Genomic DNA, 23,044 nt, shown 5'->3' with positions numbered 1-23,044 from the left:
CTTATGCCTCCTCGTCCTCGTCCTCGCTGCCGTCGACGGCCTTGATCCGCTGGTTCACCGACGCGGCCAGGTCGGCGAGGCGTGCCCGCCGCTGCTCGGGCGGCATCTCCGCGAACTCGGCGAACTGCTGCGCCAGGGGGCTGGAGCCGTCGCCGGTGACGGCGATCGTCTCGGTGGGGTCGCCGAACAGCACGCGGCGGTGGCGCATGGCGACGTCCATCAGCCGGATGAAGTCGCCGACGCTCATCTCGGCCGGGTTGATCGTGGTCAGGCGCTGCGCGAGCTTGCCGATCGCCGCGCCGAGGATCTTCGCGTCGGTCTCGGCTGCCTTCCGGCGCTCTTGCAGCCACATCGCCTCGTACTGCCGGTCCAGGTGCTGGTCGTACGCCTCGACCCGCTCACGCCACCGGTACTGGGCGGCCAGGTTCCTCACGTGCCCGTACGCGAGTGTCAGTCTCTGCGCGGCTTCGGTCAGGGTGCGGGTCCTGCCGATGTCCCGGTAGGTGGCGAACTGGCCGTGTTTGTGGGGGGTCTCGCTGGGCTGACGTTCCCATGGGTCTAGGTCCGGGGCGAGGGTGATGGGTGGGCGGGTGCTCATGCCGCTTCACTGGGGACGTGGTTGGGGCCGGAGAGGTACTCACCTGCCAGGCGTTCGAGGAGGCGCCAGCCCTGCCCTTGCTCGATCTCTCCGCGTCCTTCTGCGGCTGCGATGGCCTTGTTGATGGTGATGGCGGCTGGTGCGGGGAGGGTGCGGGTGCCGAGGACGGTCTCGAGTCCGACGTGTCCGATGTGGAGGTGGGTGCCGTCGGGGGCGGTGTAGCCCTCGGCGAGTTCGTCGAGGTGGCGTTCGACGATGGCGAGGATGGCGTGGAGGGCGGTGGCGACGTTGCCAACTTTGTGGGCGGCGTGGGTGGAGGCGAGCGTGTCGAGGGTCTGGTTGTAGTCGGCGCGTGCGGCGAGCCAGCTTTCGTTCTGGCCGAGGCGGGCCTGGTTGAAGGCTTCGCGGGCGGCTTCGAGCTCGGCGGGCAGGAAGATCAGCGAGACGGTGGCGAAGTCGAGGTTCGCTTCGGAGAGGCCTTCGGGGCTGACTTCGGCGAGGAGCTGGAGCTGTGCGTCGTCGAGGCCGGAGTAGGCCCGCCAGTCCACGTCTTCGATCTGGTCGTAGAGCTGCTGGAGGGTGGCCGGGTCGTCCTTGCCAGTGATGGCGTTGTGCGACAGCTGCCGGGCGATGAGCTGGTCTTTCTCCTGCGGGTCATCGATGAGCAGGCAGGTGATCTCTTCGAGGCCGGCTTCCACGGCCGCGTCGCAGCGGTGGTTGCCGGAGACGATGAGCTCGGCGTCCTCCGCGTATTCGCCGGCCCCGTAGATGAGGGGGACGCTGGTGAGGCAGCCGTCCTCCCGGATGTTCGCTACGAGCCGGTCGTACTCCTCCTTGGTCTGGTAGTGCGCGTTGACGGCGAGGCGGGTGAGGGTGCGGGGGTCGCGCTGGACGAGGCGGGGCCGGATGCGGCGGTCGCTGGTGGGGGTGGTCATCGCATGTCCTTGCCGTGCTTGGTCTTCCACAGGTTCAGGGCTTCGTTCAGGTCGTAGGCGCCGAGGGGTCCGCCGTACTGGAGCTGGTAGCGGTGGATGCCGTCGCCGGGGTCCTTGCTGCTGGCCTCGGTGCGCTTCTGGAGCTTCACGCCGGGGATGCCGCGCCCGTACTTCGCGCTGTTGGGCCGGTCGGTGAACGCGGTGGTGGCCCAGCCGTCGATCCGCTTGGACAGCGAGCGCTGGATGAGGAGCTGCGCCTCCTTCGTGGAGGCGGCCATGACGATGAGCTTGGCGAGGCGCCGGTAGCGGGTCCAGGACACCGGGAAGTCCGACATCAGGTAGGCGGTGTTCGGGTCGAACTTCGGCGGCAGGTAGGCGAAGGCGCCGATGAGTTTGCCGTCGACGGCGACCCCGCACGCGAGGAGGGGACTGCCGGGCTTGATGGTCTTCGACATGAACTGGGAGCGGATGCCCGCGAACTGGCCGCCGGTGAGCATGTGGATCGTCATGCGGTCGCCGAGTTCCTCGTCCTGGCCGATCTTCGGCATGGGGATCGGCTCGACGGGCTGGCGGGGGCGGACGATGCGGCGCGGGCCGGCCGCCGCGTACACGTAGATGGGGAGGCCGCGGTTCGCGGTCTGGACGACACCGGCGAGCTTGTCGCGGAGTTCGGGGCGTTCGATGTGCAGGCCGAGGACCCAGTTGGGCCGGTCCTGGACCTGCTCGATGATGCGTTCCTTGCCGTCTTCGGTGAGCTCGTCGAATACCGGCTCGGGCCAGTGGAAGGCGGCGTCGATGCTCGCGAACTGGGCCTGGTAGTCCTTCGCGTAGAACGGGGGGAACATCACCACGGGGGCGTCGGCGGGCACCTCCTGGTCGAGGTAGTCGCGGACGTCTCCGGCGAAGAACGAGCCCAGGCGAGTCTGGAGGGCGCGGAGCTTGGTGGCGGTCTTGTCGTGCATCCGCTCCCACTGGTCGCGGGTCGCGTCCATCATCCGCCGGTAGTAGGCGCCGTCCTTGCCGACGTACTGCAGGAAGCGGGTGCCGAGCATCAGGGTGGCGAGGAGGTCCGTACGGTCCTCCAGGTAGGGCTTGAGCCAGCCCAGGGACTCCTCGTACTCCTCGCGCAGGGTGTAGTTGAGCTCGTCCCCGGCGAGGTACCAGCCGAGGGCGCAGGAGTACGCCTGGATGTCATTGCCGTGGACGCGCCGGGAGTCACCGAACCGGGCGTGCAGCACGCGTTCAATCGTGAAGTTCCCCGAGCAGCCGACGTAGACGTCTTCGCCGGGCCAGGTCCCGGCGTGCTCGTGGATGATCGAGCGCAGGGGCCCGGGTATCGATCCGTGGAACATGGGGCCGCTCCTTGATCCGTCTGAGGCGGGCGGAGATGTTAGCCGACCTGCGGCTTTCTCCCGGGACCAAGAATCGGCAGGCATGCGGAAGGCCCCCGCCCTGGGGTGGGCGGGGGCCTTCGACAATGGAGCGCCGGCCACGACTTGAACGTGGTCCTGCCCCCTGGAAGGGGGCCGTGCGGCGGTTACACCTCCGGCGCCTGCCGGTCGTCGCTGCTCATGGCGAGCGAACCGGCAGTGATCTTACCTCTCGGTCTTCACCCCCGTTGGCGCCTGGGGTTGTTCTGATGCTGGCGCTCGATCAAGACGTTGTGAGCACGTACTAGGTCGTCTCCCGTGAAGTCTTGGGGATTCTCAAGAACTCGTTGCGCCCATCGGTCGACGGTCCTCTGCATCCTGATGCGGGGAGCGGCGAGGACGAGGCCAAGAGCGAACTGCAACTGCTGGAAGAAGGTAATCCCGCCCTCGTTGTCGTACGTGTCGAGGTCGAAGATCCAGCGCCATTCCTCCCAGAACCTCTCGCGATCCTGCCTACGCGTCGTGTACTTGGCCATCGACAAGACGGCGAGCAGTAGGCGGGACCTCCACGACACGCCCAGCTTGGGCCACTCACTGCGGCGGACCTTCTCCAGCTTGTGCTTGGACTGGTACCGGACCGCGAACCAGATGGTGACCAAGGTGACCAGGACCGAGAAGACGGTGACCATGAGGATGGTCGTCGGGAACCTCTCGTACGCCGCGACTTCGCCCGAACCACTCATGTGATCGAGCGCAGCGATACCGGCTGCCAGCTCCGCCGAAGACAAGGCGACCGCGACCGCCGTGGCGACACCGGTCCTCTTGGCAGTTCGGATACCGCGCCCGCGGCCCTCACGGGCAGGGCCGGGCCGCGGCCCGCCGGACCCCGTGCCGCCACCGGGCGAGCCGCCGTCCGGTGATCCGCTGTCGGGCCTTTCCTCGCCCTTTTCCTCGGGTGGGCGTCCGGCCTCCTTCATGGCAGCTTCGTAGAGTTCGTACCACTCGTCACGCGTGGGGAACGCCCGGAGATCACCACGGCCCTTGTGTTGTTTCCGCAGGTAGACCGACAGTGGTTCTAGGGTTGCCCAGGAGGGCAGTTGCTGAGCACGGACGATCCTCGAAACCGTCGCGGTGGTGCAGTGTCCCTCTTTGCCGATCGTCGCAAGCGTCTGCTCCGGCGGCAGGAAGGTCGCCACAGTTTCGGCCAGGCGGGCGGCAGCGGGGGGTGTGCCCTCAGGAATACGCAGTCGCGGACGCCCCGGCCTGGACGGCTGCGTGGCAAGCGGTGAAACCGCCATCTGCGGGATCTCCTTCGGTTCCGGCGCGGCACTCATACGAGCCCCAGGCCGCGGGCGATGCCGAGAGCGACGAGCACGGCCGTGAGATGGAGGGCGAAGACCACGAAGGGGTTCGTGAGGTCCAGCGCCGTCTTCAGCTTGGGGATCACGATGCGGGGCAGGCTGCGCCGCAGCGCCTTGATGAGCCTGACGACCTGGTCGGCGAAGAAGGCCAGGAGCAGGGCGAAGAGGAGGTGCACGTAGAGCTCGGGCACCTTCGGGATGGCTTCGATCAGCTGATCGATCATGACTCTCCGTGTTCGCACTTCGGTGAGCCGGTAACCCATACGCCCGAAGGCGTGCATTCGGGTGGGGAGAAGTGCGAGACTGCGTGTGCGGGCGGGGGCCTGCGCTGTTCCGTCTTCCCAAACAGTCAGCGCAGGGCCCCCGCTGATCTGGCCGAGGACCGGCTCCCCAGCAAGGACAGCTTGGACGCTACCAAGACCCGAGGCCCGAAACCCCGTTCACGGGCCGTTCACGCGAACGGCGCAAAAATGCCCCGCCCTTCGGGCGGGGCATTCTCGTCTGTAGTCGCAGGTCAGATGACGTCGGCCGTCGGTCCTCGAAGATGGATGCCGCAGCGGGGCGGTACCCGGAGAGGCGTGGATCCGTCTGTGACTGCCTCGCTGCTGGGGTCGGAGGTAGTTGGAGGACTTGGGCAGTTGAGCGGCTTAGACGGGCACGAGGCTCGGAGTCAGGTAGTCGGCGGCCGTGGGGCACGGTCAGGCCGTCGTGCAGGCGCGGCACTTCCAGCCGTCGCGGGAAGGTTGGCGTCGGGGAGGCGGAAGGGGCGCATCTGGGTCCTCGCTCTGGGTACAGCTGAGGCCCGGGACAGGGTGTCCCGGGCCTCGTCGGCGTCGACTGCTGGTTAGTCCAGGGGAACGAGGTCGCACGGCCAGCACGCGCTCAGGCCGTGCTCGGCGTAGATGAGGGCGCCCGGCTCGTTCTCGAAGCGGGCGGCCCCCTCGGGGTCGTGGCCGCAGCGGCTGTGGAGGACGCCGATCGTGGTGGTGCGCAGGGTGACCCCGTCGTCGTCACGTATCACGTACGGGTCTCCGCCCTCGATGTCGAAGACGTGGTAGAGGTCGGGGCCGTCGTCTTCGACGCGTTCGATGCGGTGGAGGACGGCGATCGCCCCGGGGGCGATGACGAGGGTGACGCTGCCGGTGATCTCCACCGCGTACGGCGGGGCGGGTTCCAAGCCGGCGGCCTTGCGCTTGGCGGCGACGTCGGCGGCCTCGATGCGGCGCTTGCGGGCGATCTCCAGGAAGGCGAGGCCGATCGCTTCGCGTCGGCTGCCGCCGGTGCCCCACACACGCCGCTCGCCGTCAACGTCGCGGACTTCCCACTCGTCCCCGTCGTCCGTGGTGCGGTAGACGGCCATCTCCCAGTCGGTGACGTTGGTGTGGGCCGGGGTGTCCTCCGGGAAGTCGCCGGGGACGGTGAACAGGTAGCCGTACTCGCCGAACGGTGAGGGCTTGGAGAAGTGGTCCGAGTCGTAGATCGCGAGGTGGGCGTCGGGCGGGTTGTCGTTCACGGGTGCCTCTCTGGGGCTGGTTGGATGGGGTGTTGAGGCCGGGGAGCGCTGCCTGCTCCCCGGCCTCACGTGCGGGGTCAGGTCTGCGGCTGGGCCGTCTTCGTCGCGGCGAGGACGTGGACGGCGGAGCTGGTGCCTCCCGGCCGGGGGCCGGAGCAGAGGTACTCGCCCCACTCGTCGTTCACACGCCGGCCGGTCCCGTCCCAGATCAGCAGTCGGTGGCACTGGGCGCAGTTCCCAGCGTCCTCCCCCGGTGTACCGTTCGGCCGGTCGGCGGCGGCCGGGGCGGCGTCTTGCTGCCGGTCGGGGTCTTCGGGCAGGGCGACGCGCAGGGTGCCGGTCATCTCGTTCGCCTGCTTCCAGTCGGCCGCGAGCAGGGAGGCCGTGCTGTGGAAGCTGAGCGTGTCGAGGAGCGTGTCCCGGATGTGCCGCCGGGTCGGGTCGCTGAGCTTGCCGCGGGTCTCGTCGCTGAGCTGCCAGATGACCTCCGTGTCGTCGTGGACGGCGGTGAGGACAGAGCCGTTGACGCTGATGGCGGTAGCGGTGGGCAGTTCCTTGCGGATCAGGTGGGCGACGAGGAGGAGCGCGCGGTCGAGGACTTCACGCCGCGCCTTGGCGGCGTCGCGGTAGGCGTCCTCGAAGTACTCGGTCCAGAAGGCTGTGCTGGGCATACGGTCGGGTCCCTCCGTGGGTGTGGGTGATCGGGGTGGCGGGCCGGGGAGCGCTGCCTGCTCCCCGGCCCGGGAATTGGTCAGGAGCGGGCGGAGTCGAAGCCCTGGAGGACCTTCACGGCCTGGTCGACGCTGTCCACGCTGTAGACGCTGATGCCGGCGACGTCGAAGTCGCTCATGTTGGCGTCGGGCACGAGGACGGTCGTGCAGCCGCTGGCGATGGCCGCGCGGGCGGCATCGTTGACGTCGGCGACGGGCCGCACGCGCCCGTCGAGGCCCAGCTCGCCGACGAACGCGACCTCGTTCATGGCGGTCGGGCTGTAGTGCCCGGCCGCGCCGAGGATCGCGCAGGCGAGGGCGAGGTCGTGCGTGGCGTCCAGCGGGCGGCCGACGACGGTCTCGACCGAGACCGTGACGCGGCCCTCGGGCCAGCTGTAGCCGCCGTTGAGGATGGCCACGCGGACGCGGTCCATGGTTTCCCGCTCGTAGCTGACGCCGCTGATGGTGAACCAGTTCGGGCGGGGGCTGACCGTCGCGTGGATGACGGCGGCGGACGCGCCGGCGGCACGCACTTGGGCGCGGCCCTGGCCCGGCATGTCCTGCACGGCAGGCCAGGCGACGCCGAGTCCGCGCTGGTCGGCGTCGACGACCAGGCCGGTGCGGTACAGGGCGTCGCCCACCACGTAGTTCGGGGTGGTGACCTCCTCGAGGACGTCGCCGGGCCGGTCGGTGAGGACGGCGTACTTCAGGTTGAACGGGTTGCCGTCCTCGGTGAGGACGCCGTTGCTGATGACGCCGATGCGGGTGGGGCGGGCGATGCTGGCCATTCCGATGCTCCTTCGTGGTGGGTGGCTGGCCGGGCGGCCCGGGAAGCGCTGCCTGCTCCCCGGCCTCCAGGGGTGGGTCAGCTGGCGGCGGGCCGGACCGCGACGACCTTCAGGGAGTTCAGGCACGCGTAGTCCGGGCGCCCGATGACGTGCCAGGGGTAGAAGTCGGGGTGGTTGTTGGCGGGGTCCTTGCGGGGGGCGTACTCGACGGCCTCGCCCGCGTACTCGGTCTTCGGACCGGCCTCGATGCGCTCCCCGGCCTCCAAGGCGGCGAGCAGCTCGGTCGTGTTCAGGTAGGCGCGCATGACGTTCTCCTTGGGGGTTGATGAGGGGTCGGCTGTTCCTGGGCGGGCGGCGCGTACCGGGCTCGGGGCTCGTTCACGCCGCCTGCTCAGGGGGCGGCCTGCTGGCCGCCCGGCCGGTCAGTTGCCGAACTCGCAGTACTCGCAGAACACCGCCCGGACCTCGCCGTTGTTGCCGGTGAGCGCGGTCAGGTCGCTCTTGCAGTCGTCGCAGATGCCGAGGTCCGCGGTGGGGAGGGGGGTCGCCATGCGCGCCGCGGTGGGCAGGTCGGACGTGGTGGTGGCCTCCGCCTTGACGACGCTCGCGGTGGGGGTGAGGCGGATGTTCAGCATGGCTCGCGCCCTTCTGATCAGGTTGGTATGTTTTTGAACTACTTTCATTCTGCCCGAATCGACTTGCCCTAGCCAGTTTAGACAAATTGACTAGGTAAAAGGACTTCTAAGAAAACCGCAGGTCAGGCGGCGATCTGCTCCCCGTGGATGATGGCCCGCAGCCGGGCCGCGATCCACGTTCCGACCGCCGGGGAGACCGCGTTCCCGAACCCGTCCACCTGGTTCCTCGCGCTGCCCCAGACCTTGAAGGTCCCCTTGCGACCAGCGAAGTCGACGTCAAAGCCGCAGCCCACGCCAACCTCGTTGGCCTTCATCATCCGGAAGAAGCACTCTTCCAACGGCAGGTCCGCCAGCGATGCCTGCCACTCGGCGACCAGCAGCCCGGTCGTGTCCCGTGCGGTGAGCGTGCCGAGCGGATCGGTCAGCGGGTGCGGCGCGGTCTCGGCCCCCGTGGGCCCGTTCTGCTTGAACCACCCGGCCGCGGTGAGCAGGCCCGGGATCTGCTCCGAGGTGACCGTCGGCATCGCCTCCGCGTGCACCGTAGGCGTCGTGTTCTTCCGGAACGGGATGATCCCGGAGGACACCACCGCGAGCGTCTCCGAACCCACCTGGGTCGGGAGCGAGATGTGCGCGCCGCGCGGGCCGCCCTGGTAATTGTCGACCGCGAGGAACACCGCCTTCTCGTGCGTCGCGGTCACCGTGTCCATCGGCCGCAGGATGTGCTGCCCCTCGCCGTTGTGCCGGTGCGCGGCCACGATCGCACCGGTCGTCAGGATCGCGGTCTCCTGCTGGCTGGTCTGTGTCGACAGCGGCTGCCACGGGTGGCGTTCGGTGCCGTGTACGCCCTTCGCCGGCAGGAGGACGGCCGGGAACTGGGCGAAGCGCTGGCGGCAGCGTTCAGCGCGGGCCATCGTGCTCTCGGCGAGCGGCGTGTCCCGGTCACCGATCTTGGTGCCCAGGTCGGACAGGTCGAGGGCGAACAGCGAGGGTGTCATCGGCGGGATGACCTCGCGGCGGCAGCTCGGGCACCGGTAGTTGTACTGCTTGCCGTAGCAGACCAGCCCCGACGCCGGGACTCCCGTCTTCCACGACCACACGGCTTCCACCTGCTTGTCGCAGTGACCGCACCAGGACACCGGCCGGTGGTCGAGGTCGGGCGTGGGCAGCGAGGCGTCCCAGAAGCAGATGTAGAGCCGGTCCCGGCTCTGGGGGACGCCGAAGAACTGCGAGTTCAGGTACAGCACCCGGTAGCGGTAGCCGAGCTTCTCGAACTGGGCGAGCCACCAGCGGTACGTGCTGCCGTCGCCGATCTTCGGCTTGTTGGGGAGCGCCTTCCCCCACGACTGGAGGCCGGTGGTGCACTCGACGAGGATCAGCCGCGGGTGATGCTGACCGGCGTACTGGAGCACGCACGTCGCCGTCGCCCGGTCCCGCTCGGATCTCGTGACCCGGGCCTCGAACTCCGGGTCCTCCAGCTCGAACAGGGTGAGGCCCTGTTCGTACGCCCTCTCCGTGTTCGCCTGGCTGTGGTTCACGCAGGACACGCCGGCGGTGAGGAGGTCGGCGGCGGGCAGGTCTCTGGCCGAGTGGTAGTCGGACGCTTCCGGATCGACGAGGTCGGCGATCCAGTGCTCGGCGGTCGGATGGTTCGTCTCGTGGACCTGCACTTTGTACTCGTTGTGGTTCGCGGCCATGATCGTGTCGAATCCGGCGTCCTCGATGCCCTTGGTGAGACCGCCGAGCCGCTGAACAGATCACACGCCGTGAGGCTGTCGTGCCGGAAGCGTCGCTGCCTCCTGGCCGGCCGGTGGGCTGCGATGCGGAACTTCTTCTTCTTGGACGCGGTGGGCACGTCGTTCTCTCCTTGCGGTCATGCCGAGCGCCGCCCCGGCCGGGGCGGCGCTGGCGGTGCTGGGTGGGATTGATCTCATTCTTTCCGAATCAGATTGCCCTAGCCAGTTTGGACAACTCGATTAGGCAAAAGAACTTCTAAGAAAACCGCAGGTCAGAGGGTCGCAGGCTGGAACGGGATCAGCGGGTGAAGGTCGTCCGAGAGCACGTACCAGCACCAGTCATGGCCGCCGACCGCGTACCGGCCGACCGCGTTCGGCTGGAGAATCTCGGTCGCCTTCTCGTGCCGTTCGCCTCCGAGGTACATCCAGGAGATGACCAGCACGACAGCGTGCGCCGTGTTGTCGACCGTGCCGTCCAGGACGTGCACCGTGTCGGCCGAGCCGTGCCCGTAGCGGGCGGCTTCGGCTTGGGTGTCTGCCGCGATCCACCGGACGGTGTCGAGGTCGAACCAGGGCCGCACGTGCCCGTCGCGCTGGTCGGCGGGGTCCACCTTGGCCGGGTAGTGGTCGCGTTCGTTCGCGCACACCATGACGTCGACCATGGCGCTCAGCGGGCGGGCCGCTGGGGTGGGCTCGGCGAGGGGCAGAGCCGCCGCCCGGATGAGGTCGAGGCGGTAGGACGACCGCCCCTTTCGGTCGGGCAGGTCGTCGCACAGCGGGTGCCAGGCGTCCCGCGTGCTGTCGTCCAGGTACGCCGTCCACTCGCTCATGCCGTGGATGCCGTTCCCGGCCTCCGTCAGGCCGACGGCCTCGACGAACGTGCGCTCTCCGCCGTCCGCCGTCCAGTACCGGCCGGTCGGGAACAGCGAGCCGTTCTCTCCTTCGACCAGCTCGACGCCAGTTGCGTCGAACGGGGCGTCAGGCTCGTGGCCGGTCAGGATGTCTCGGACCGCCGCGGCGGTCACGACGACCATCGCGCGGCCGAGCTGGTCGCGAGTGGTGTGGGCGGCGTCCAGCGCGGCGTGCGCCACGGCGCCGAGGTTGGCGGGGATCTCGTAGGCGGGGCGGGAGGGGCTCTGGCCGGTCATGTGACGTCCTCGTTTTTTCTGGGGAGGTTGGTGGTCGGGTGGCGGGCCACTAGCGGGCGTCCGGGAAGGTGATCCGGTAGACGTGGGCGGACGACTCGTCCGGGAGGTGCTCCCAGTCGGACGCGGCCAGGTCAGCGGGGGCGGCCTCGTCGAGTGCCTTGCGGAGGATCTCGTCGGCCGCGCCGAGCGTCTCGGTGTCGTACGGGCCGGTGTCGTCGGCCGTGTCGATCTCGGTGTCGCCGGCGTAGACCGCGCAGATGTGGCCGAGGCTGGTCAGGTCGACGAGGGCCGAGGTCGCCTCGGGGGCGAGGGTGCGCAGGGTCTGACCGGCCTTCACGGTCGCGATGTCCAGCAGTGTCTTCGGCTCACTGTCGCGGGTCAGACCGCACAGGCAGTCGGTCTCGTGCCAGTCCGGGGTGTAGCCGCATGCACAGTCCCAGGTGACCTCGCACCACGGCCACTCCCCACCGCCGATGGGGTAGTAGCCGTCGTCGAGCGGCTCGATGACGTCGAGGGCGCCCGAGCCCTCGTCGCCGACCCACTGCCAGCGGACGCAGATGACGACCGCGCGGGCGGCACCCCGGCTGGCCGTCCTGTTCTTCGTCTCGCGGGCGGCCCTGCGGACCTGCGGGGTGACGGTGATGGGCGTGGCGGTCGGGGTCTTGCCGCGCCAGCGGACGCGTACGGCGACGGCGCGGGCGGCGCGGTCGCCGTCCTCGTTGACCTCGTAGGTCTCGCCGCTGTCGAAGACGTGGACCGTGTCCGGGCCGCCCTCGCGGCCGTCGATGACGTGGATGGTCTCCATGCAGCTGAAGCCGTAGCTGTCGGCCATCTCCAGCGTCCCGGCCGATACCTGCCGGGTGGCGTCAAGGTTGAAGCGGTAAGACCAGCCGGTCCCCTTGCAGTCGTATGGGCCGACGCAGTTGTCGAGAGTGACGCGCGTGTCGATCATGGCGATTCCCTTCGGATGTGGGTCCGGCCGGGACCCCGTGGGGTCCCGGCCGGATGGTCGTGCTGAGCTGGGCTGTCTCAGTCGCTGTCCTGCGACGGGTTGATGGCGGTCGTGTGGTCGTGCCCGGTCTGCGCGCGGTCGTGTTCCATGCCGTCGGAGCAGGTGGCGAGGTGCCCGCCCCATCCCACTTGGGGGCCGTCGGGGATGATGCGGTAGACGAAGCAGCGGTGACCGCAGAACTTGCAGTAGGCGCCAGCCATGGCGTCCTCCTTGCCGTGCTGGGCGGTCAGAAGAGGGCGGGCGGCGGGGCCGCTGGCGTGGCGCCGAGCTCGGGGATTTCCTCGCCGGTCTGCTCCAGCCACCACTTCGCGAAGTGCAAGCGGTGGCACCAGGCGTCTCCGGGGCGCAGTTTGTCGAGGCGGTCGAAGCACAGCAGGACCAGGCGGGCGCCGCCGTGCCGTACGGCGAGGCCGGCGAGCTCGGCGTGGATGCGGTCGATGCCGTGGGCGTTCAGGATGCGCCGGTAGCTGAACTCGTACGCGTCCTCGGGCAGGTTCTGGGCGAGCAGCTCCCGGGTCGGCGTGATGAGCGTGGCGTGTCCGGCCAGCTGGTAGCCGAGCTGGAAGCGCGGGTGGCCCGCGGTGGTGCGGATCGGAGCGCCCATGTCGGGCGTGAACTCCTGGTAGGTGCAGGTGGCGAGATCCATTCCCGTCCTTTCCGGGTGTGGGTTGGTGAGCGGGGGGCCGTCTTGGCGGCCCCCCGGTGGGGTGTCAGCCGTGGCAGATGCAGGTCTCACGGGTGAAGGGCTCGGTGCCGTAGACCTCGTTCGCGGTCCTCATGATCTTGGCCATGACCTGGCAGAGTTCCGAGTTTTCGTCCTTCCTGTCCTGGGCGGTGAGGGTTCCGCGGAGCCAGGGGAGGATGAGGGCCATGTCCTCTCGGGTGAGGACGAAGAGGTCCCCGTTGTTGATCTTCTTGACGATGTCCTCGTTTTCCATGGCCCTTGCCTTCCTGGTGGTGGTTTGTGGTGCTCCTCTCTTTCTTTCCAAATCGGCTCGCCCTACCCAGTTTGAACAAATTGATTCGGTAAAGATACGGCAAAGAAACGCAGGTCAGGCGAGGGCGAAGAGGTCGAGCTGGCGGGGCTGCCGCTGATGCCAGCCGTGTGTCGGCAGCGGCCCGCCGGCCTCGGAGGCCACAACCAGGAGGACCGTGCGCACGTTCGTCCCGGACGGCGCGAACGACTCGTCGGGCAGCGGGATGAACTCGCCCTCGGCGAGAGTGATCAGCTCGCGGAACTCGACCGTCGCGCGGTCGCTGTGCCACATCACCGACTCGGGCAGGACTGCGATCAGCACGCCATCGTCGTCGAGGAAGCCCATCGCGTGCTTCACGTGCTGCACGGCCGCCGCGAACGGCGGGTTCATCAGCACCCTGCGGTAGCCGTGGGGGCAGTCGAGCGGGTCCAGGTCGAGGAAGTCCGCCTCGACCACGCGGCGGGCGGCGCCCTGCTCGCGGAGAACGCGCACGCGCCGCTCGTCGATCTCCACGCAGTCGACGACCGCGCCCCGTCCGGCCGCCGGCCCCGTGATCGAGCCGGTACCGGCCGAGGGCTCGAGAACGCTCATGCCCTCTCTGATCCCCGCGTGCTCCAGGATGTCGTGGACCACGCGCGGCGGCGTCGGGTACCAGCCCTGCTCGAACCGGCTGGGGAACTCGCGGGTGGCGAGGCACGCCCGCATGAACTCCTCCACGGGGAACGGGAAGACGTGGGCGCGCACCGCGTTGCGGCCGTCCCACCGTCCGCCGATCTCCTTCAGGATCTTGTTCACCTGCTCGTACGTGGGCCGGTCCAGCTCGAACGGGATCTGCACCCTGTCGCCGGAGATGGCCGTTCGGGTGTCGGTGAGGACGTCGTAGACGCCGCTTGGAATCTCCATCGTGGTCCTCCTGGAGGGGGTAGGGGTCTGGCTGCGTGAACGGGGCTTAGATCGGAAGAGGGGGCGCCAATACGTCACCGGTGCCCCGCCCGCTGCCTGGGCGGGGCACCGGTGGGTGATCAGGCGGCGGCCTCGGCGTCGGGGTTGACGGTCAGGCCGCTGGCGCGGACCTCGGCGACCATCTCGGCCTTGCGGAGGTTCGCCATCGCCTTGGTCGCGATGTCCTGGAGGTGCTTGATGCGGAGGCGGTGACCGCCGATGCCGCCGGGCGTACCGGCGAGCAGCAGGGCCAGCTCCTCGGGGTCGCTGGCCGCGAGGAGCGAGAGGATCTCTCCGGCCTGGCCCAGCTTGTCGATCTTCCCGACGAGCTTCTTGCGGTCCTCGGTAATCCGCTCGCGCTCCTCCTCGGGGACATCGAGGGTGCCCGGCAGGGCGTCCTGTCCGTTCTCCTTGCGTGCGGCTTCCGCTTCCTCGGAGAGGACGAAGAACGATCCCTGCTCCTCCTGTCGCTTCTCCTCGGTGTGGAGGGCCTGCGCGAAGGCCTCGGCGTCGCGGGCGCTCTTGAAGTCGCCGCGCACCCAGCGTGCGAGGAACCGCACCTGGTTGTGGTTGGAGAGCTTGCCGACGAACCAGGCGAGGCCGACCGGCAGCTGTCCCTTCACCAGGGCTTCCTGCGCCTCCGGGCACAGGCGCAGCAGGTCGATGCGCCACTGGACGTACGCGGGGCTCTTGCCGACCAGCTCGGCGACCTCGTCCACCTCGTAACCGGCGTCAACCAGCTTGTGGAAGGCCTTCGCCTCCTCGACCGGGGTCATGTCGGCGCGGCCCACGTTCTCGGCGACGGCCATCGCGAAGGTCTCGCGGCCCTCGCCGACGCCGTGCATGACGACGGCCTTCATCTGGGGCAGCTCGGCGATCTGGGCGGCCCGCCACCGGCGCTCGCCCATGATCAGCGTGTACCGCTTCGTCTCCTCGACGTACCGGACGGTGATCGGCTGGAGCTGGCCGAGCTTCGCCATGGACTTGGCCAGTTCCTGAAGCGCGGCCTCGTCGAAGTGCTCGCGGGGCTGGCCCGGGTCGCGGTCGATCTTGCTGGTCGGGATCGTGCGGAGCTGCGTCCGCTGACCGTCGCCGGCCTGCTGGGCGGTCGCCTTCTTCGCCGGGGCCGCCTTGGTCGCCGCGGTGGCCTTTCTGACGGGCTTCTTCGTGGCCGGAGCCTTCTTCGCGGTCGGGGCCTTCTTCGCGGTCGGGGCCTTCTTCGCGGGGGCTGCGGTGGCGGTCGCCAGCGCCTTCAGCTCGGATGCGATGCGCTCAAAGGCGGCCCGGTCGGGAGTGCCTTCCTCGACGCATTCGTCGGTGCGGATCATGTCGCCGAGGGGCGAACTGCCCGGGGCCTGTCGGCATTCGGCCCACAGCCGCGCAAGGGTGTCGGGCTCGGGGGTCAGCGCGCTCAACTCGGCCGCGATGCGCTCGAAAGCGGCCATGGTCGGCTGGCCTTCCGCGTCGCATTCGTCACCGAGGATCATGTCGCGGAGAGGCGAGCAGATCGGGGCCCGCCAGTCCTCGGCCCACAGTCGCGCAAGGGTGTTGGGGTCGATCGGCTGCGCCTCGGCGGTGGTGGCGGTGGCGGTGGCGGTCACGTCGTATCCCTTCGTGGGGTGGTGGGGTGTTTTGAACTACTTTCATTCTTTCCAAATCGGCTCACCCTAGCCAGTTTTAACAAGCTGATTTGGCAAAAGAACTTCTAAGAAAACCGCAGGTCAGCAGCCGCATTCGCCGTTCGCGGCGGGCACCTGGAAGCACTTCGCGCAGGTCTTCGCGCGGACGGCGGCGGCCTGCGCCTTGTTGTGGGCGCGACCGCGCTCGCGGTTCACGAACTCGACCTGCGCATTGCAGTCGCTCACGCGCTCCTCGAACCGCTGCTGCGCGACCCACTGCTGGGCGCTGCGCTCGCGCCGCTCGGCGCGCGGCATCGCAGCGTCGGCCGCCAGGAAGGCACGCAGGCCGGCCTCCATGTCGACGAGCCGGTCGGCGAACAGGCCCCAGTCGACCGTCGGCTTCATGGCTTCGGCGATGCGGCCCGCGACCGCGCGGAGCACGTTCCGGTCGAGCACATCGCGAGTCACGGCCCGGCGGACGTCGATCGCCCAGGCGGTCTGCTCGTCGCCGATCAGCCGCTTCGAGAGGTCGAGCGCGTCTTCGGCCTCGCCGATCTCGGCGATCAGCTCGATCTCCTCGATGATGCTGGCTGCCTTCATTGCGCTCTCCTCTGACCGTGCAGGTTGGTGTGTTTTGAACTACTTTCATTCTTTCCGAAACGACTTACCCTAGCCAGTTTTGACAAGCCGTTTCGGTAAAGAATCGCCAAGGAAACGTGCAGGTCAGGCGGCTTCGGCGGCTCCGGAGACGAGGCGCTCGACCTGGTGCACGGCGCGGGCGATCGCCATAGCAGCCGCGGCGTCGTCCCGCGCCTTCACCAGCATCCGCCGGTGCTCCACGGCCCGCTGCCACATGTTGCCCTCGGCGAGCGTGTCGCCGCAGGCCACCATGGCGTTCGGGCCCATGCCCCACACGATCATGTTGACGGCGCAGCCCGCTGCCGCGAGCGGGTCGAGCTCCTGCGCGAACCACGTCATGCGGGCCGGGTCGATGCCCATGCTCCGCACGTGGTTGACCGCCGACCGGAACATTCCGCCGGTGCCCGCGCACGGGTCGAGGACCGAGTAGCCCTCCCGGATCTGCGCGGGGTCGTTCCCGAGGATCTGGGCGGCCATCATGTCGCACACCTCCGGGGGCGTGTGGTACTCGCCGAGGCCGGACCGCGCGGACTTGTGCCGCAGGGTGGTGACCGCCCACGACATCAGGTCGATCTCCGCGTTCCACGCCGGGTCTTCGCGTCCGGTGTGGTCGAGCGCGTTCGCGTTCAGTGCCGCGTGGAACGTAGCCCGGATGGCGGCCAGCTCGTTCTTCGTGAACTTCTCCTCCTCCGCCCAGCGGAACACCACCGAGGCGGTGTCGATGAGGTCGGGGCGCCGCATCCACCAGTAGGCGGCGACCTCCCGGACAGAGGCGATGAGCTGCTCGGCGTCCAGGCCCCGCAGGAACTCGGCCAGGATCCGCGGGTGCCCCTTCTGCGGCCACAGCGCCAGGGTGGCGACGATGCCCACCGGGATCTCCATGCGGTTCCCGCCGTGCGAGCCGTGCCAGGCGTCCGCGACCGCCTCGCCGAAGGTGGGGCCGTCGGCGGGGCGGATGGCGAACTCCAGGCGGCGCCGGGCCGGGGCCGGGCCTGCCTCCGGGATGAGAGCCGGCTGCTGCGGCTTCGGCTGCGGGGGTCTCGCGACGGCGGTCGCGTACTGCCCGGCGGTCGGCTTCGGCAGGGTGATCGTCGTCTCGGGCTTGGGGGGTTCCGGCTCGCTGAGTTCGGCGAACAGGTCGAGTTGCTCCATGGCTGCCTCCGTGCGCGCATGAGGAAGCCCGGCACGTTCAGGTGCCGGGCTAAGTGGTGAGGGGGTCAGAGGGAGGCCGGCCCGGCGGGTGCCGGGCCGGTGGGCGGCTCAGTTGTCGGCGTGACGATGAAGCGCGGCGTGCGGCCCGCGACCTGGACCCAGACGTGCTCCTCGCCCTTGCGGATGTCGGCCGCCGGGACGTCCACCGTCCAGCGGAGGACCGACTTGCGGTTGCCGCGCTCGGTGATCTCGGAGGTGACGACCTCGGCCTCCCAGTCGGTACCGATGCCGCAGACCTTGGTGCCGGTCGCGAGGGGGTTCAGGGTGGCGGCCATTGCGTCCTCCGTGGTGGGGGTTGGTGTGTTTTGAACTACTTTCATTCTTTCCGAAACTGCTCACCTTAGCCAGTTTTAACAATTCGATTAGGTAAAAGAACGGCAAAGGAACGCAGGTCGGGCGCCTACCCCTGCCAGGCCCGCGCCGAACAGGTCGAGCTGCTCGGGGGCCTCCGCGTCCGCCTCCAGCGGCGGCGGCTCCTCCCGCTCCCGGTAGAACCGCATGGGCGGCAGTTCCGGCTTCGGCTCCGGCGCCTCCGCGTTCGCCCGCAGCTCTGCCACCACGCCCGGGTCAAGACAGTACTCGGCGATCTGCTCCTCCGTGGGCACCCAGCCCTGCGGCAGCCGCAGCAGGTAGGCGTACCTCATCCCGTTCACCGTCGCCCAGGCCTCCAGCATCCGGTCGTGCCGCTCCTCCCACGCGTACAGCCGGTCGCGAGTTTCGCTGTAGACCTCCCACTCGGCCCGCCGCTGCTCCTCCTCTTCGGCCAGCCGACGGCGGCGTCGCGCTTCCTCCTGGCCCCGCAGTAGCGGCCGGAGCTGCTCCCGCTCCTGGGCGCGGTTCTTCTCGACCGGCTTGGTCCGCCACCGTCTCCACACCGTGGCCGCGCGGCGGCCGTCGGTGGTGACCCGGATGGGCCGCCGCTCGACCAGGTCCGGCTCGCCGATGGTGAGGAACCCGGCCTTGACGAGCGGGACCAGGCGGCCGTCGGCAACGATGCGGCCGGGGCCGCCGGGGAGATCCTGGCGGCGAAGCGAGCCGTCGAAATTCCGGTAGAGCAACCCGGCCTCAGCGGCAAAGACGAGGTCCGCCTGCCCGGCCGACCAGTCGAGCGTGGCGGCCTGCTCGTGCTGGAGGCGCAGGTCCTGCGGGTCCTCGACCGGTGGCGCGGGCTCGGTGACCGGCTTGCTGGCCTCAACCGGCTCAGGCTCGCCGGCTGGTTCCGGCTGCGCCGCTTCCTCGAGGGCCGCCGCGGTGGCGGGCGGCTGGTCACGGACGCGCTCGCCGGGGCCATTCGAGACGTGCGTGAAGGGCCGGGGCTTGCCGTCGACATACCGGACGGACACATGGAACACCCAGCCGCCATCTTCACTGACCCAGCGCTCGATGTCGTCGGCGTGGGCCGCGATCACCTCATCCGCGTGCCGGGTGAGGGTCACGACGTAGGTGCAGATGCGCTCGCGGTTGCGGTACTCGCCGGTGACGCGGAAGTCGCCGCCCTTGCCCTGGGTGAGGCCGAGGCGGCGGAGGACTCGCGCGATGGCGACGGAGGGAGTTCGGGATGGTGTGGTGGTGGCCATGGAGGGCCTCCCTTCAAGGGTGGGGGTCAGTGGCCGGTCTCGTCGCCGTTGCGGATGGTGGTCCAGACGTCGATGTCCCAGCCGGGGGCGGGGCCCAGGGTGCGGACGAGGAGCGTCCAGTCGCCGCCGGAGGTCCACGCGTACTGGAAGTAGTGGGGCACACCGTTGATGTCGCGCATGTGGCTGCCTTGCCCTCCTCCGCCGATGCTGTGGTCGCCGCGGATGACGTCGTAGCGGGGGCCGGTCTTGGCCTGGTGGGTGGCCATGGGTGTTCTCCCTTCGAGAGGTCACGGAACCGGCGGGGCCGGAGCCCCGCCGGGTGGTGTTCAGATGCGGGCGGCGGCCATGGCGGCGTCGACGACGCCCATCGTCTGACCCCAGTTGGCTTCGACGTCGGCGAACTCGGTGCCGCCGAACCCGTGGTGGCCGGTGATTCGCGCCTTGCTCGGCGTGGCCTCGCCGGCCTCGTCGGTACCCATGCCGGGCAGGAGGACCGTCCAGGTCTGGCCCTCGTGGTTGACCTCGGTGACCTTGCCGAGGTTCGTCTGGATCCACGTGGTGGAGGAGGCGGCTGCTGCGAACACAGCGGTGAAGGTGGCGGCGTCCATGGCGGGCTCCCGTTCTCTGCTGGTTGGTGTGTTTTGAACTACTTTCATTCTTTCCGAAACGGCTTGCCCTAGCCAGTTTTAACAATCTGCTTAGGCAAAGAAACTTCTAAGAAGCCCCAGGTCAGAGAGCTGTCAGGCGCGGCGCTTCCAGACGATGTCCGGCCAGCGGAGTTCCTCGCCGACCTCCTCGACGCTCGGCCCTCCGCTCCAGGCGAGGGACGCCTTCGCACCCGGCGGTTCCCGCAGTACCCACTCGGCGTCCGGCCAGATGAACCGCACGCGGTGCAGGATCGAGCTGATCGCGACCGGCTCTTTGCCGCCCAGCGCAGGCGCCACCGAGCGGTCCAGGGCTCCCCCGGCCTCGGTCCCCAGCTCGGGGGTGTCCTTGAGCAGGTCGGCCGCTTCCTGCAACGTGTCCAGCGTGACCGCCGGGAGTCGCCGGCCGTCCTCCACGGGCGCGACCGCAGCGGTGATTGCTGCCAACTCCAGCAGCCCGGCCAGCCGCTTGGCCTGCGGGTGGCGGCCGTGGCGGCGCACGACGGCGGCGAGCGCGGCCAGGCGGAGGGCGACGACGTCCGTCACCGTCACCTCCTCGCCGTGGACCGGCTCAGCCGTCTCGGGGGTCTGGATGTCCTTGCTCATGTCCTCTTCCTGTCCTGTCGAGTGGGGACCGCCCCGGGTGCGGGGCGTGGGGCTCTGTCTGGGTGGCACTGCTACCAGCCGGGCGGGACGGGCTCCTCGTACGGCGACGGGGCTTCCGGCCCGGTCTCGTACCGGTCGTCCTCGTAGTGCTCGCACCACGGCTTGCAGGGCTCGTCCTCGTGGGCCTCGCAGCCGTCGCACTGGAGGCACTCGCCGCCGGTGGAGCAGATCGGGCAGCGCTTCTTGGGCATGGTCGTCTTTCCTTTCCGTGTCGAGGCTGGTCAGTGGTCTGCGAGGTGCGTGCGGAGCGCTTCGCCGGCCGCCTGTACGCGTTCGGTGGTCCATCCGGAGCCGGTCAGCGTGAGCCGGGCCCGCTCGTCCCGCAGGCCTTCGACGGCTTTGATCTGCACGCTCATGTTGTGGACGTCCACGAAGAAGCGGATGCCGCCGGCGGGCTGCGGCGTCAGCTCCAGGCTCTGGAACCAGCGGACCGATACGCGCTCTTCGTCGGCGCCGTCCGGGCCGGGGCAGGCGTGGGAGATCGCGTTCAGCAGCTCCTCGCCGTGCGCGCACTCGTCGTAGTGGTGCAGGAGCGCCACCCGGGTCTTGTTCACCCGGAACGCGTGCCGGGCGAAGGACGGCCACGTGCGGGTTGTGATGGCGCAGCCCCACGCAGGGACGCGCGTCGTGCGCTCCAGCCAGAAGCCATCACCGTGCTCGTCGACGTACGGGCGGCCGAGGTCCCACCCGTTCACGCGGGCGGCCTCTTCCCAGACCCACGGCCGCCGATTGCGGTAGTCGCGGTCGTCGGGACCGGTCGTGACCCACAGACGCCAGCCGGCCGGTCCGGCGTTGAACACGACGTCGTCCCCCGCGTGGATCTCCTCGACGCGGACCAGGACCCGGGGGGCGTTCACCTCAACGGTGGTGGGCTGCTCGTTGATCGCCTTCCGCAGGGTGCATGCCTCGCAGTCGCCGCGGTTGGTGCAGACGCCGAATCCGCCCCAGCGGGCCCGCCGCGTGTCCTGGGACTCCAGGAGTGCGCCCCATCGTCGGGGCCGCAGTGCGCACTGAGCCAGGAAGCCGCCGTGGGCGTTGAGGCTGAGCCTGTTCCAGCCTTTCCCGTCCGGCCCGCCGGCCGGGGCCGCGGGTGCTTTGAGGTAGATCGGCATGTCAGTTGCCCGCCTCTTCGCTGCCCTGCTCGGCGTGCTCGCCGCCGTGCTCCTCGATGAGCGCACGGACGTCCTCGACGGGCACCTCGTAGAACAGGCGGCCCTTGTCGGGCGTCCCGCTGGGGGCGGTCAGCCACAGCTCGGTCGAGTCCTCTTCGTCCCAGCCGTCGCCGTTGCCGGGCTCGATGCCCTCGCCCAGGTACACCTCCAGGTGGGTGTACGGGCCCGCGTAGTCGCTGGGGACGCTGTGCGGTCCCGTGCCCCCGTTCGGGTACGGGAGGCATTGGGCGCCTGGTCCGGCCTGGACGGTGATCCTCTGGCCGTCGGCGAGGCGGATTCCGGCGAAGGTCGGGCCGGTGCCGTGGGCGGCGAAGTGGTCGAGGCGAGTGGTGCTCATGGTGATCGCTCCGTTTCGTTCTCTTCGGGCAGGAGGGAGGCCCGGCTGCGTGTGGGGCCGGGCGTGGTCGGAGGTCAGTGGGGGAGGCGGCCGAACATCACGTCGGTCACCGAGTGGGGCTGGCTGCTTCCGCCGCTGCCGGGGAGGCGGCCGTAGACGACGCCTTCGCGGGGCCGCGGTCGTGTTGCGGCTCGGGGGTGATCCCGGCCGTCACGAACGAGGTGCGCAGGCCGGCCAGCTCGTAGCTGCGGAGTCTGCGCAGGACCCGAGCGGTCACCTCGATGTGGTCGGTGCACGAGCCGAGGCCGAGGCCGCTGCTCGCGGAGACGACGCTGTTGGCCTGGCCGTCGTCGCCGGTGATCTCGCAGGCGATGCACGGCATCTGGAAGAAGCTCGGCAGCTGGTCGACGCGTGTCGCGAACTCGATGGACATGGGTGCTCCTGTTCTGGCTGGGGGGGTGGTCAGTGGGCGAGGTGGGCGGGGGCCTTGCCGCGGTTGCAGGGCCGGTCGTTGTCGACGGCGACGGCGGCGGCCAGGCGCTCGTGCTGGCGGTGCAGGGCGACCAGGCCGGTGAGGGCCGCATTCAGGACCTCCTCGTCGCGCGAGTTGAGGTGGCCGTGCTCGACGAGGGCGAACCGGCGGGCGCGGAGGTCGACGTCCTGGCGTGCGAGCCGGATACTGACGGCCTGGAGCGGCTCCATCTGCGGCATCTCGCCGGTGACCGGCGCGGTTGCGTAGCCGATGATCGCGGCCGGGATCATGAAGTCGTTCTGGGTGAGCAGGTCGGTGGCCTCGCGCAGGGCGTCGGTCGCGCCCTGGGGGAGCTGGCCGGGCTCGTCGACCGGGAACGTCTGGATGGCGATCGCGGCGTCCTCGATGGCCCCGGCGAGCGTCTCGATCATGTAGCGCTGCGGGTGGTGGGCCCGGCCGCGTACGACGGCGGCGAGGTGGTTCAGACGGCGGACGGTGGCGAGGTAGGCGGACATTGGGGTGTCTCCTTCGTGATCAGGCGGCGGCCACGTACTGGGCGGCCACGGCGTGGTAGCAGCGGACGGAGCGCAGGCCGGCCGGGCAGTTGCACTGGCCGGTGGCGGCGGTCCGGTAGACCTCCGTGCCGTCGTCGGCGACGACGAGGAAGATCCGGTTCTGGCGGAGCGGGATGACAGCGCCGAGCTCCAGGAGTTCGAGGGCCTTGGCGACCTGCCACTTCGGGCTGGCCGTGTCCTGCCGCGCGTTGCGGCGGACCTTCAGGCGGCACTTGGGGCCGTAGCCGTCGGAGGAGGGCTTACGGAGCGGGCGTCGGCACTTCAGGCACCTGCCGTGCTCGGTGGCCTTGGTTCCGCGCATGTCCCGCTCCTGTCGGCTGGTTGTTGTTTGAACTACTTTCATTCTTTCCAAATAGACTTGCCCTAGCCAGTTTTAACAAGCCGATTCAGTAAATGAAAAAAGAAAAAC

General features: G+C 69.4%; 31 protein-coding genes. All 31 read right to left on the bottom strand.

Annotated elements, in window-relative coordinates:
- Nucleotide 1: 1 nt before the first annotated feature.
- Nucleotides 2–598, bottom strand: coding sequence for a hypothetical protein (locus ABZ464_RS23790; protein ID WP_359279644.1), 597 nt, complete (start codon nucleotides 596–598; stop codon nucleotides 2–4).
- Nucleotides 595–1,533, bottom strand: a complete 939-nt coding sequence (locus ABZ464_RS23785; RefSeq protein WP_359279643.1) for a ParB N-terminal domain-containing protein — start codon at nucleotides 1,531–1,533, stop codon at nucleotides 595–597. The genes ABZ464_RS23790 and ABZ464_RS23785 overlap by 4 nt, the downstream gene beginning before the upstream one ends.
- Nucleotides 1,530–2,885 (bottom strand): hypothetical protein, encoded by a 1,356-nt coding sequence (locus ABZ464_RS23780; protein ID WP_359279642.1) that lies wholly within the window; start codon nucleotides 2,883–2,885, stop codon nucleotides 1,530–1,532. The genes ABZ464_RS23785 and ABZ464_RS23780 overlap by 4 nt, the downstream gene beginning before the upstream one ends.
- 257 nt (nucleotides 2,886–3,142) lie before the next feature.
- The gene (locus ABZ464_RS23775) at nucleotides 3,143–4,099 is read right to left on the bottom strand and encodes a hypothetical protein (RefSeq protein ID WP_359279641.1); all 957 of its coding nucleotides are present in this window, start codon (nucleotides 4,097–4,099) and stop codon (nucleotides 3,143–3,145) included.
- Between the two features lie 134 nt (nucleotides 4,100–4,233).
- Nucleotides 4,234–4,488, bottom strand: a complete 255-nt coding sequence (locus ABZ464_RS23770; protein WP_359279640.1) for a hypothetical protein — start codon at nucleotides 4,486–4,488, stop codon at nucleotides 4,234–4,236.
- A 620-nt stretch (nucleotides 4,489–5,108) separates the two neighbouring features.
- Nucleotides 5,109–5,777, bottom strand: coding sequence for a hypothetical protein (locus ABZ464_RS23765; RefSeq protein WP_359279639.1), 669 nt, complete (start codon nucleotides 5,775–5,777; stop codon nucleotides 5,109–5,111).
- A 77-nt stretch (nucleotides 5,778–5,854) separates the two neighbouring features.
- Entirely contained in the window at nucleotides 5,855–6,448 is a 594-nt protein-coding gene (locus ABZ464_RS23760) for a hypothetical protein (RefSeq protein WP_359279638.1), read from the bottom strand.
- A gap of 80 nt (nucleotides 6,449–6,528) precedes the next feature.
- Nucleotides 6,529–7,275: a magnesium chelatase domain-containing protein gene (locus ABZ464_RS23755; protein WP_359279637.1), complete on the bottom strand. Its 747-nt coding sequence runs from the start codon at nucleotides 7,273–7,275 to the stop codon at nucleotides 6,529–6,531.
- A 77-nt stretch (nucleotides 7,276–7,352) separates the two neighbouring features.
- The gene (locus tag ABZ464_RS23750) at nucleotides 7,353–7,580 is read right to left on the bottom strand and encodes a hypothetical protein (RefSeq protein ID WP_359279636.1); all 228 of its coding nucleotides are present in this window, start codon (nucleotides 7,578–7,580) and stop codon (nucleotides 7,353–7,355) included.
- A gap of 117 nt (nucleotides 7,581–7,697) precedes the next feature.
- Complete coding sequence (locus ABZ464_RS23745; RefSeq protein WP_359279635.1) at nucleotides 7,698–7,910, bottom strand: hypothetical protein; 213 nt, start codon at nucleotides 7,908–7,910, stop codon at nucleotides 7,698–7,700.
- Nucleotides 7,911–8,032: 122 nt separating this feature from the next.
- The gene (locus ABZ464_RS23740; protein WP_359279634.1) at nucleotides 8,033–9,604 is read right to left on the bottom strand and encodes a DNA cytosine methyltransferase; all 1,572 of its coding nucleotides are present in this window, start codon (nucleotides 9,602–9,604) and stop codon (nucleotides 8,033–8,035) included.
- Between the two features lie 311 nt (nucleotides 9,605–9,915).
- On the bottom strand, nucleotides 9,916–10,791 hold the full coding sequence (locus ABZ464_RS23735) for a hypothetical protein (protein WP_359279633.1): 876 nt from the start codon (nucleotides 10,789–10,791) through the stop codon (nucleotides 9,916–9,918).
- A 49-nt stretch (nucleotides 10,792–10,840) separates the two neighbouring features.
- Nucleotides 10,841–11,743: a hypothetical protein gene (locus tag ABZ464_RS23730; RefSeq protein ID WP_359279632.1), complete on the bottom strand. Its 903-nt coding sequence runs from the start codon at nucleotides 11,741–11,743 to the stop codon at nucleotides 10,841–10,843.
- A 77-nt stretch (nucleotides 11,744–11,820) separates the two neighbouring features.
- Complete coding sequence (locus tag ABZ464_RS23725; protein WP_359279631.1) at nucleotides 11,821–12,003, bottom strand: hypothetical protein; 183 nt, start codon at nucleotides 12,001–12,003, stop codon at nucleotides 11,821–11,823.
- A gap of 26 nt (nucleotides 12,004–12,029) precedes the next feature.
- Complete coding sequence (locus ABZ464_RS23720) at nucleotides 12,030–12,449, bottom strand: hypothetical protein (RefSeq protein WP_359279630.1); 420 nt, start codon at nucleotides 12,447–12,449, stop codon at nucleotides 12,030–12,032.
- Nucleotides 12,450–12,513: 64 nt separating this feature from the next.
- A complete protein-coding gene (locus ABZ464_RS23715; RefSeq protein WP_359279629.1) occupies nucleotides 12,514–12,741 on the bottom strand; it encodes a hypothetical protein in 228 nt (75 codons plus the stop codon).
- 114 nt (nucleotides 12,742–12,855) lie between these two features.
- Nucleotides 12,856–13,683 (bottom strand): class I SAM-dependent methyltransferase, encoded by an 828-nt coding sequence (locus ABZ464_RS23710; protein ID WP_359279628.1) that lies wholly within the window; start codon nucleotides 13,681–13,683, stop codon nucleotides 12,856–12,858.
- 119 nt (nucleotides 13,684–13,802) lie between these two features.
- Nucleotides 13,803–15,323, bottom strand: coding sequence for a ParB/RepB/Spo0J family partition protein (locus tag ABZ464_RS23705; RefSeq protein ID WP_359279627.1), 1,521 nt, complete (start codon nucleotides 15,321–15,323; stop codon nucleotides 13,803–13,805).
- A 120-nt stretch (nucleotides 15,324–15,443) separates the two neighbouring features.
- Nucleotides 15,444–15,941: a hypothetical protein gene (locus tag ABZ464_RS23700; RefSeq protein ID WP_359279626.1), complete on the bottom strand. Its 498-nt coding sequence runs from the start codon at nucleotides 15,939–15,941 to the stop codon at nucleotides 15,444–15,446.
- Between the two features lie 123 nt (nucleotides 15,942–16,064).
- The gene (locus ABZ464_RS23695; RefSeq protein ID WP_359279625.1) at nucleotides 16,065–17,132 is read right to left on the bottom strand and encodes an N-6 DNA methylase; all 1,068 of its coding nucleotides are present in this window, start codon (nucleotides 17,130–17,132) and stop codon (nucleotides 16,065–16,067) included.
- 65 nt (nucleotides 17,133–17,197) lie between these two features.
- Nucleotides 17,198–17,467 (bottom strand): hypothetical protein, encoded by a 270-nt coding sequence (locus tag ABZ464_RS23690; RefSeq protein ID WP_359279624.1) that lies wholly within the window; start codon nucleotides 17,465–17,467, stop codon nucleotides 17,198–17,200.
- 87 nt (nucleotides 17,468–17,554) lie between these two features.
- Entirely contained in the window at nucleotides 17,555–18,769 is a 1,215-nt protein-coding gene (locus ABZ464_RS23685) for a hypothetical protein (protein WP_359279623.1), read from the bottom strand.
- Nucleotides 18,770–18,795: 26 nt separating this feature from the next.
- The gene (locus ABZ464_RS23680; RefSeq protein ID WP_359279622.1) at nucleotides 18,796–19,035 is read right to left on the bottom strand and encodes a hypothetical protein; all 240 of its coding nucleotides are present in this window, start codon (nucleotides 19,033–19,035) and stop codon (nucleotides 18,796–18,798) included.
- 60 nt (nucleotides 19,036–19,095) lie between these two features.
- Nucleotides 19,096–19,377, bottom strand: coding sequence for a hypothetical protein (locus ABZ464_RS23675; RefSeq protein WP_359279621.1), 282 nt, complete (start codon nucleotides 19,375–19,377; stop codon nucleotides 19,096–19,098).
- Between the two features lie 132 nt (nucleotides 19,378–19,509).
- On the bottom strand, nucleotides 19,510–20,019 hold the full coding sequence (locus ABZ464_RS23670) for a hypothetical protein (RefSeq protein WP_359279620.1): 510 nt from the start codon (nucleotides 20,017–20,019) through the stop codon (nucleotides 19,510–19,512).
- 71 nt (nucleotides 20,020–20,090) lie between these two features.
- On the bottom strand, nucleotides 20,091–20,270 hold the full coding sequence (locus ABZ464_RS23665) for a hypothetical protein (RefSeq protein ID WP_359279619.1): 180 nt from the start codon (nucleotides 20,268–20,270) through the stop codon (nucleotides 20,091–20,093).
- 30 nt (nucleotides 20,271–20,300) lie between these two features.
- Nucleotides 20,301–21,191 carry a hypothetical protein gene (locus ABZ464_RS23660; protein ID WP_359279618.1) on the bottom strand — a complete coding sequence of 297 codons (891 nt, stop codon included), beginning with the start codon at nucleotides 21,189–21,191 and terminating at the stop codon, nucleotides 20,301–20,303.
- 1 nt (nucleotide 21,192) lies between these two features.
- Nucleotides 21,193–21,588 (bottom strand): hypothetical protein, encoded by a 396-nt coding sequence (locus ABZ464_RS23655; protein ID WP_359279617.1) that lies wholly within the window; start codon nucleotides 21,586–21,588, stop codon nucleotides 21,193–21,195.
- 106 nt (nucleotides 21,589–21,694) lie between these two features.
- The gene (locus ABZ464_RS23650) at nucleotides 21,695–22,021 is read right to left on the bottom strand and encodes a hypothetical protein (protein ID WP_359279616.1); all 327 of its coding nucleotides are present in this window, start codon (nucleotides 22,019–22,021) and stop codon (nucleotides 21,695–21,697) included.
- A gap of 29 nt (nucleotides 22,022–22,050) precedes the next feature.
- Entirely contained in the window at nucleotides 22,051–22,575 is a 525-nt protein-coding gene (locus ABZ464_RS23645) for a hypothetical protein (protein ID WP_359279615.1), read from the bottom strand.
- Nucleotides 22,576–22,594: 19 nt separating this feature from the next.
- Nucleotides 22,595–22,936: a hypothetical protein gene (locus ABZ464_RS23640; RefSeq protein WP_359279614.1), complete on the bottom strand. Its 342-nt coding sequence runs from the start codon at nucleotides 22,934–22,936 to the stop codon at nucleotides 22,595–22,597.
- Nucleotides 22,937–23,044 lie beyond the last annotated feature (108 nt).

This window comes from Streptomyces sp. NPDC005820 (genome assembly GCF_040630255.1).
GTDB lineage: Bacteria > Actinomycetota > Actinomycetes > Streptomycetales > Streptomycetaceae > Streptomyces.
Note: the sequence above shows the minus strand (reverse complement) of the source record. Positions and strands in the feature narration are given on the sequence as shown.

Excerpts from the sequence above, each read along its gene's own strand:
- ABZ464_RS23790 (WP_359279644.1), bottom strand. The coding sequence starts at position 598 with ATGAGCACCCGCCCACCCATCACCCTCGCCCCGGACCTAGACCCATGG.
- ABZ464_RS23785 (WP_359279643.1), bottom strand. The coding sequence starts at position 1,533 with ATGACCACCCCCACCAGCGACCGCCGCATCCGGCCCCGCCTCGTCCAG.
- ABZ464_RS23780 (WP_359279642.1), bottom strand. The coding sequence starts at position 2,885 with ATGTTCCACGGATCGATACCCGGGCCCCTGCGCTCGATCATCCACGAG.
- ABZ464_RS23770 (WP_359279640.1), bottom strand. The coding sequence starts at position 4,488 with ATGATCGATCAGCTGATCGAAGCCATCCCGAAGGTGCCCGAGCTCTAC.
- ABZ464_RS23760 (WP_359279638.1), bottom strand. The coding sequence starts at position 6,448 with ATGCCCAGCACAGCCTTCTGGACCGAGTACTTCGAGGACGCCTACCGC.
- ABZ464_RS23755 (WP_359279637.1), bottom strand. The coding sequence starts at position 7,275 with ATGGCCAGCATCGCCCGCCCCACCCGCATCGGCGTCATCAGCAACGGC.
- ABZ464_RS23750 (WP_359279636.1), bottom strand. The coding sequence starts at position 7,580 with ATGCGCGCCTACCTGAACACGACCGAGCTGCTCGCCGCCTTGGAGGCC.
- ABZ464_RS23745 (WP_359279635.1), bottom strand. The coding sequence starts at position 7,910 with ATGCTGAACATCCGCCTCACCCCCACCGCGAGCGTCGTCAAGGCGGAG.
- ABZ464_RS23740 (WP_359279634.1), bottom strand. The coding sequence starts at position 9,604 with ATGGCCGCGAACCACAACGAGTACAAAGTGCAGGTCCACGAGACGAAC.
- ABZ464_RS23735 (WP_359279633.1), bottom strand. The coding sequence starts at position 10,791 with ATGACCGGCCAGAGCCCCTCCCGCCCCGCCTACGAGATCCCCGCCAAC.
- ABZ464_RS23730 (WP_359279632.1), bottom strand. The coding sequence starts at position 11,743 with ATGATCGACACGCGCGTCACTCTCGACAACTGCGTCGGCCCATACGAC.
- ABZ464_RS23725 (WP_359279631.1), bottom strand. The coding sequence starts at position 12,003 with ATGGCTGGCGCCTACTGCAAGTTCTGCGGTCACCGCTGCTTCGTCTAC.
- ABZ464_RS23720 (WP_359279630.1), bottom strand. The coding sequence starts at position 12,449 with ATGGATCTCGCCACCTGCACCTACCAGGAGTTCACGCCCGACATGGGC.
- ABZ464_RS23715 (WP_359279629.1), bottom strand. The coding sequence starts at position 12,741 with ATGGAAAACGAGGACATCGTCAAGAAGATCAACAACGGGGACCTCTTC.
- ABZ464_RS23710 (WP_359279628.1), bottom strand. The coding sequence starts at position 13,683 with ATGGAGATTCCAAGCGGCGTCTACGACGTCCTCACCGACACCCGAACG.
- ABZ464_RS23700 (WP_359279626.1), bottom strand. The coding sequence starts at position 15,941 with ATGAAGGCAGCCAGCATCATCGAGGAGATCGAGCTGATCGCCGAGATC.
- ABZ464_RS23695 (WP_359279625.1), bottom strand. The coding sequence starts at position 17,132 with ATGGAGCAACTCGACCTGTTCGCCGAACTCAGCGAGCCGGAACCCCCC.
- ABZ464_RS23690 (WP_359279624.1), bottom strand. The coding sequence starts at position 17,467 with ATGGCCGCCACCCTGAACCCCCTCGCGACCGGCACCAAGGTCTGCGGC.
- ABZ464_RS23685 (WP_359279623.1), bottom strand. The coding sequence starts at position 18,769 with ATGGCCACCACCACACCATCCCGAACTCCCTCCGTCGCCATCGCGCGA.
- ABZ464_RS23680 (WP_359279622.1), bottom strand. The coding sequence starts at position 19,035 with ATGGCCACCCACCAGGCCAAGACCGGCCCCCGCTACGACGTCATCCGC.
- ABZ464_RS23675 (WP_359279621.1), bottom strand. The coding sequence starts at position 19,377 with ATGGACGCCGCCACCTTCACCGCTGTGTTCGCAGCAGCCGCCTCCTCC.
- ABZ464_RS23670 (WP_359279620.1), bottom strand. The coding sequence starts at position 20,019 with ATGAGCAAGGACATCCAGACCCCCGAGACGGCTGAGCCGGTCCACGGC.
- ABZ464_RS23665 (WP_359279619.1), bottom strand. The coding sequence starts at position 20,270 with ATGCCCAAGAAGCGCTGCCCGATCTGCTCCACCGGCGGCGAGTGCCTC.
- ABZ464_RS23660 (WP_359279618.1), bottom strand. The coding sequence starts at position 21,191 with ATGCCGATCTACCTCAAAGCACCCGCGGCCCCGGCCGGCGGGCCGGAC.
- ABZ464_RS23655 (WP_359279617.1), bottom strand. The coding sequence starts at position 21,588 with ATGAGCACCACTCGCCTCGACCACTTCGCCGCCCACGGCACCGGCCCG.
- ABZ464_RS23650 (WP_359279616.1), bottom strand. The coding sequence starts at position 22,021 with ATGTCCATCGAGTTCGCGACACGCGTCGACCAGCTGCCGAGCTTCTTC.
- ABZ464_RS23645 (WP_359279615.1), bottom strand. The coding sequence starts at position 22,575 with ATGTCCGCCTACCTCGCCACCGTCCGCCGTCTGAACCACCTCGCCGCC.
- ABZ464_RS23640 (WP_359279614.1), bottom strand. The coding sequence starts at position 22,936 with ATGCGCGGAACCAAGGCCACCGAGCACGGCAGGTGCCTGAAGTGCCGA.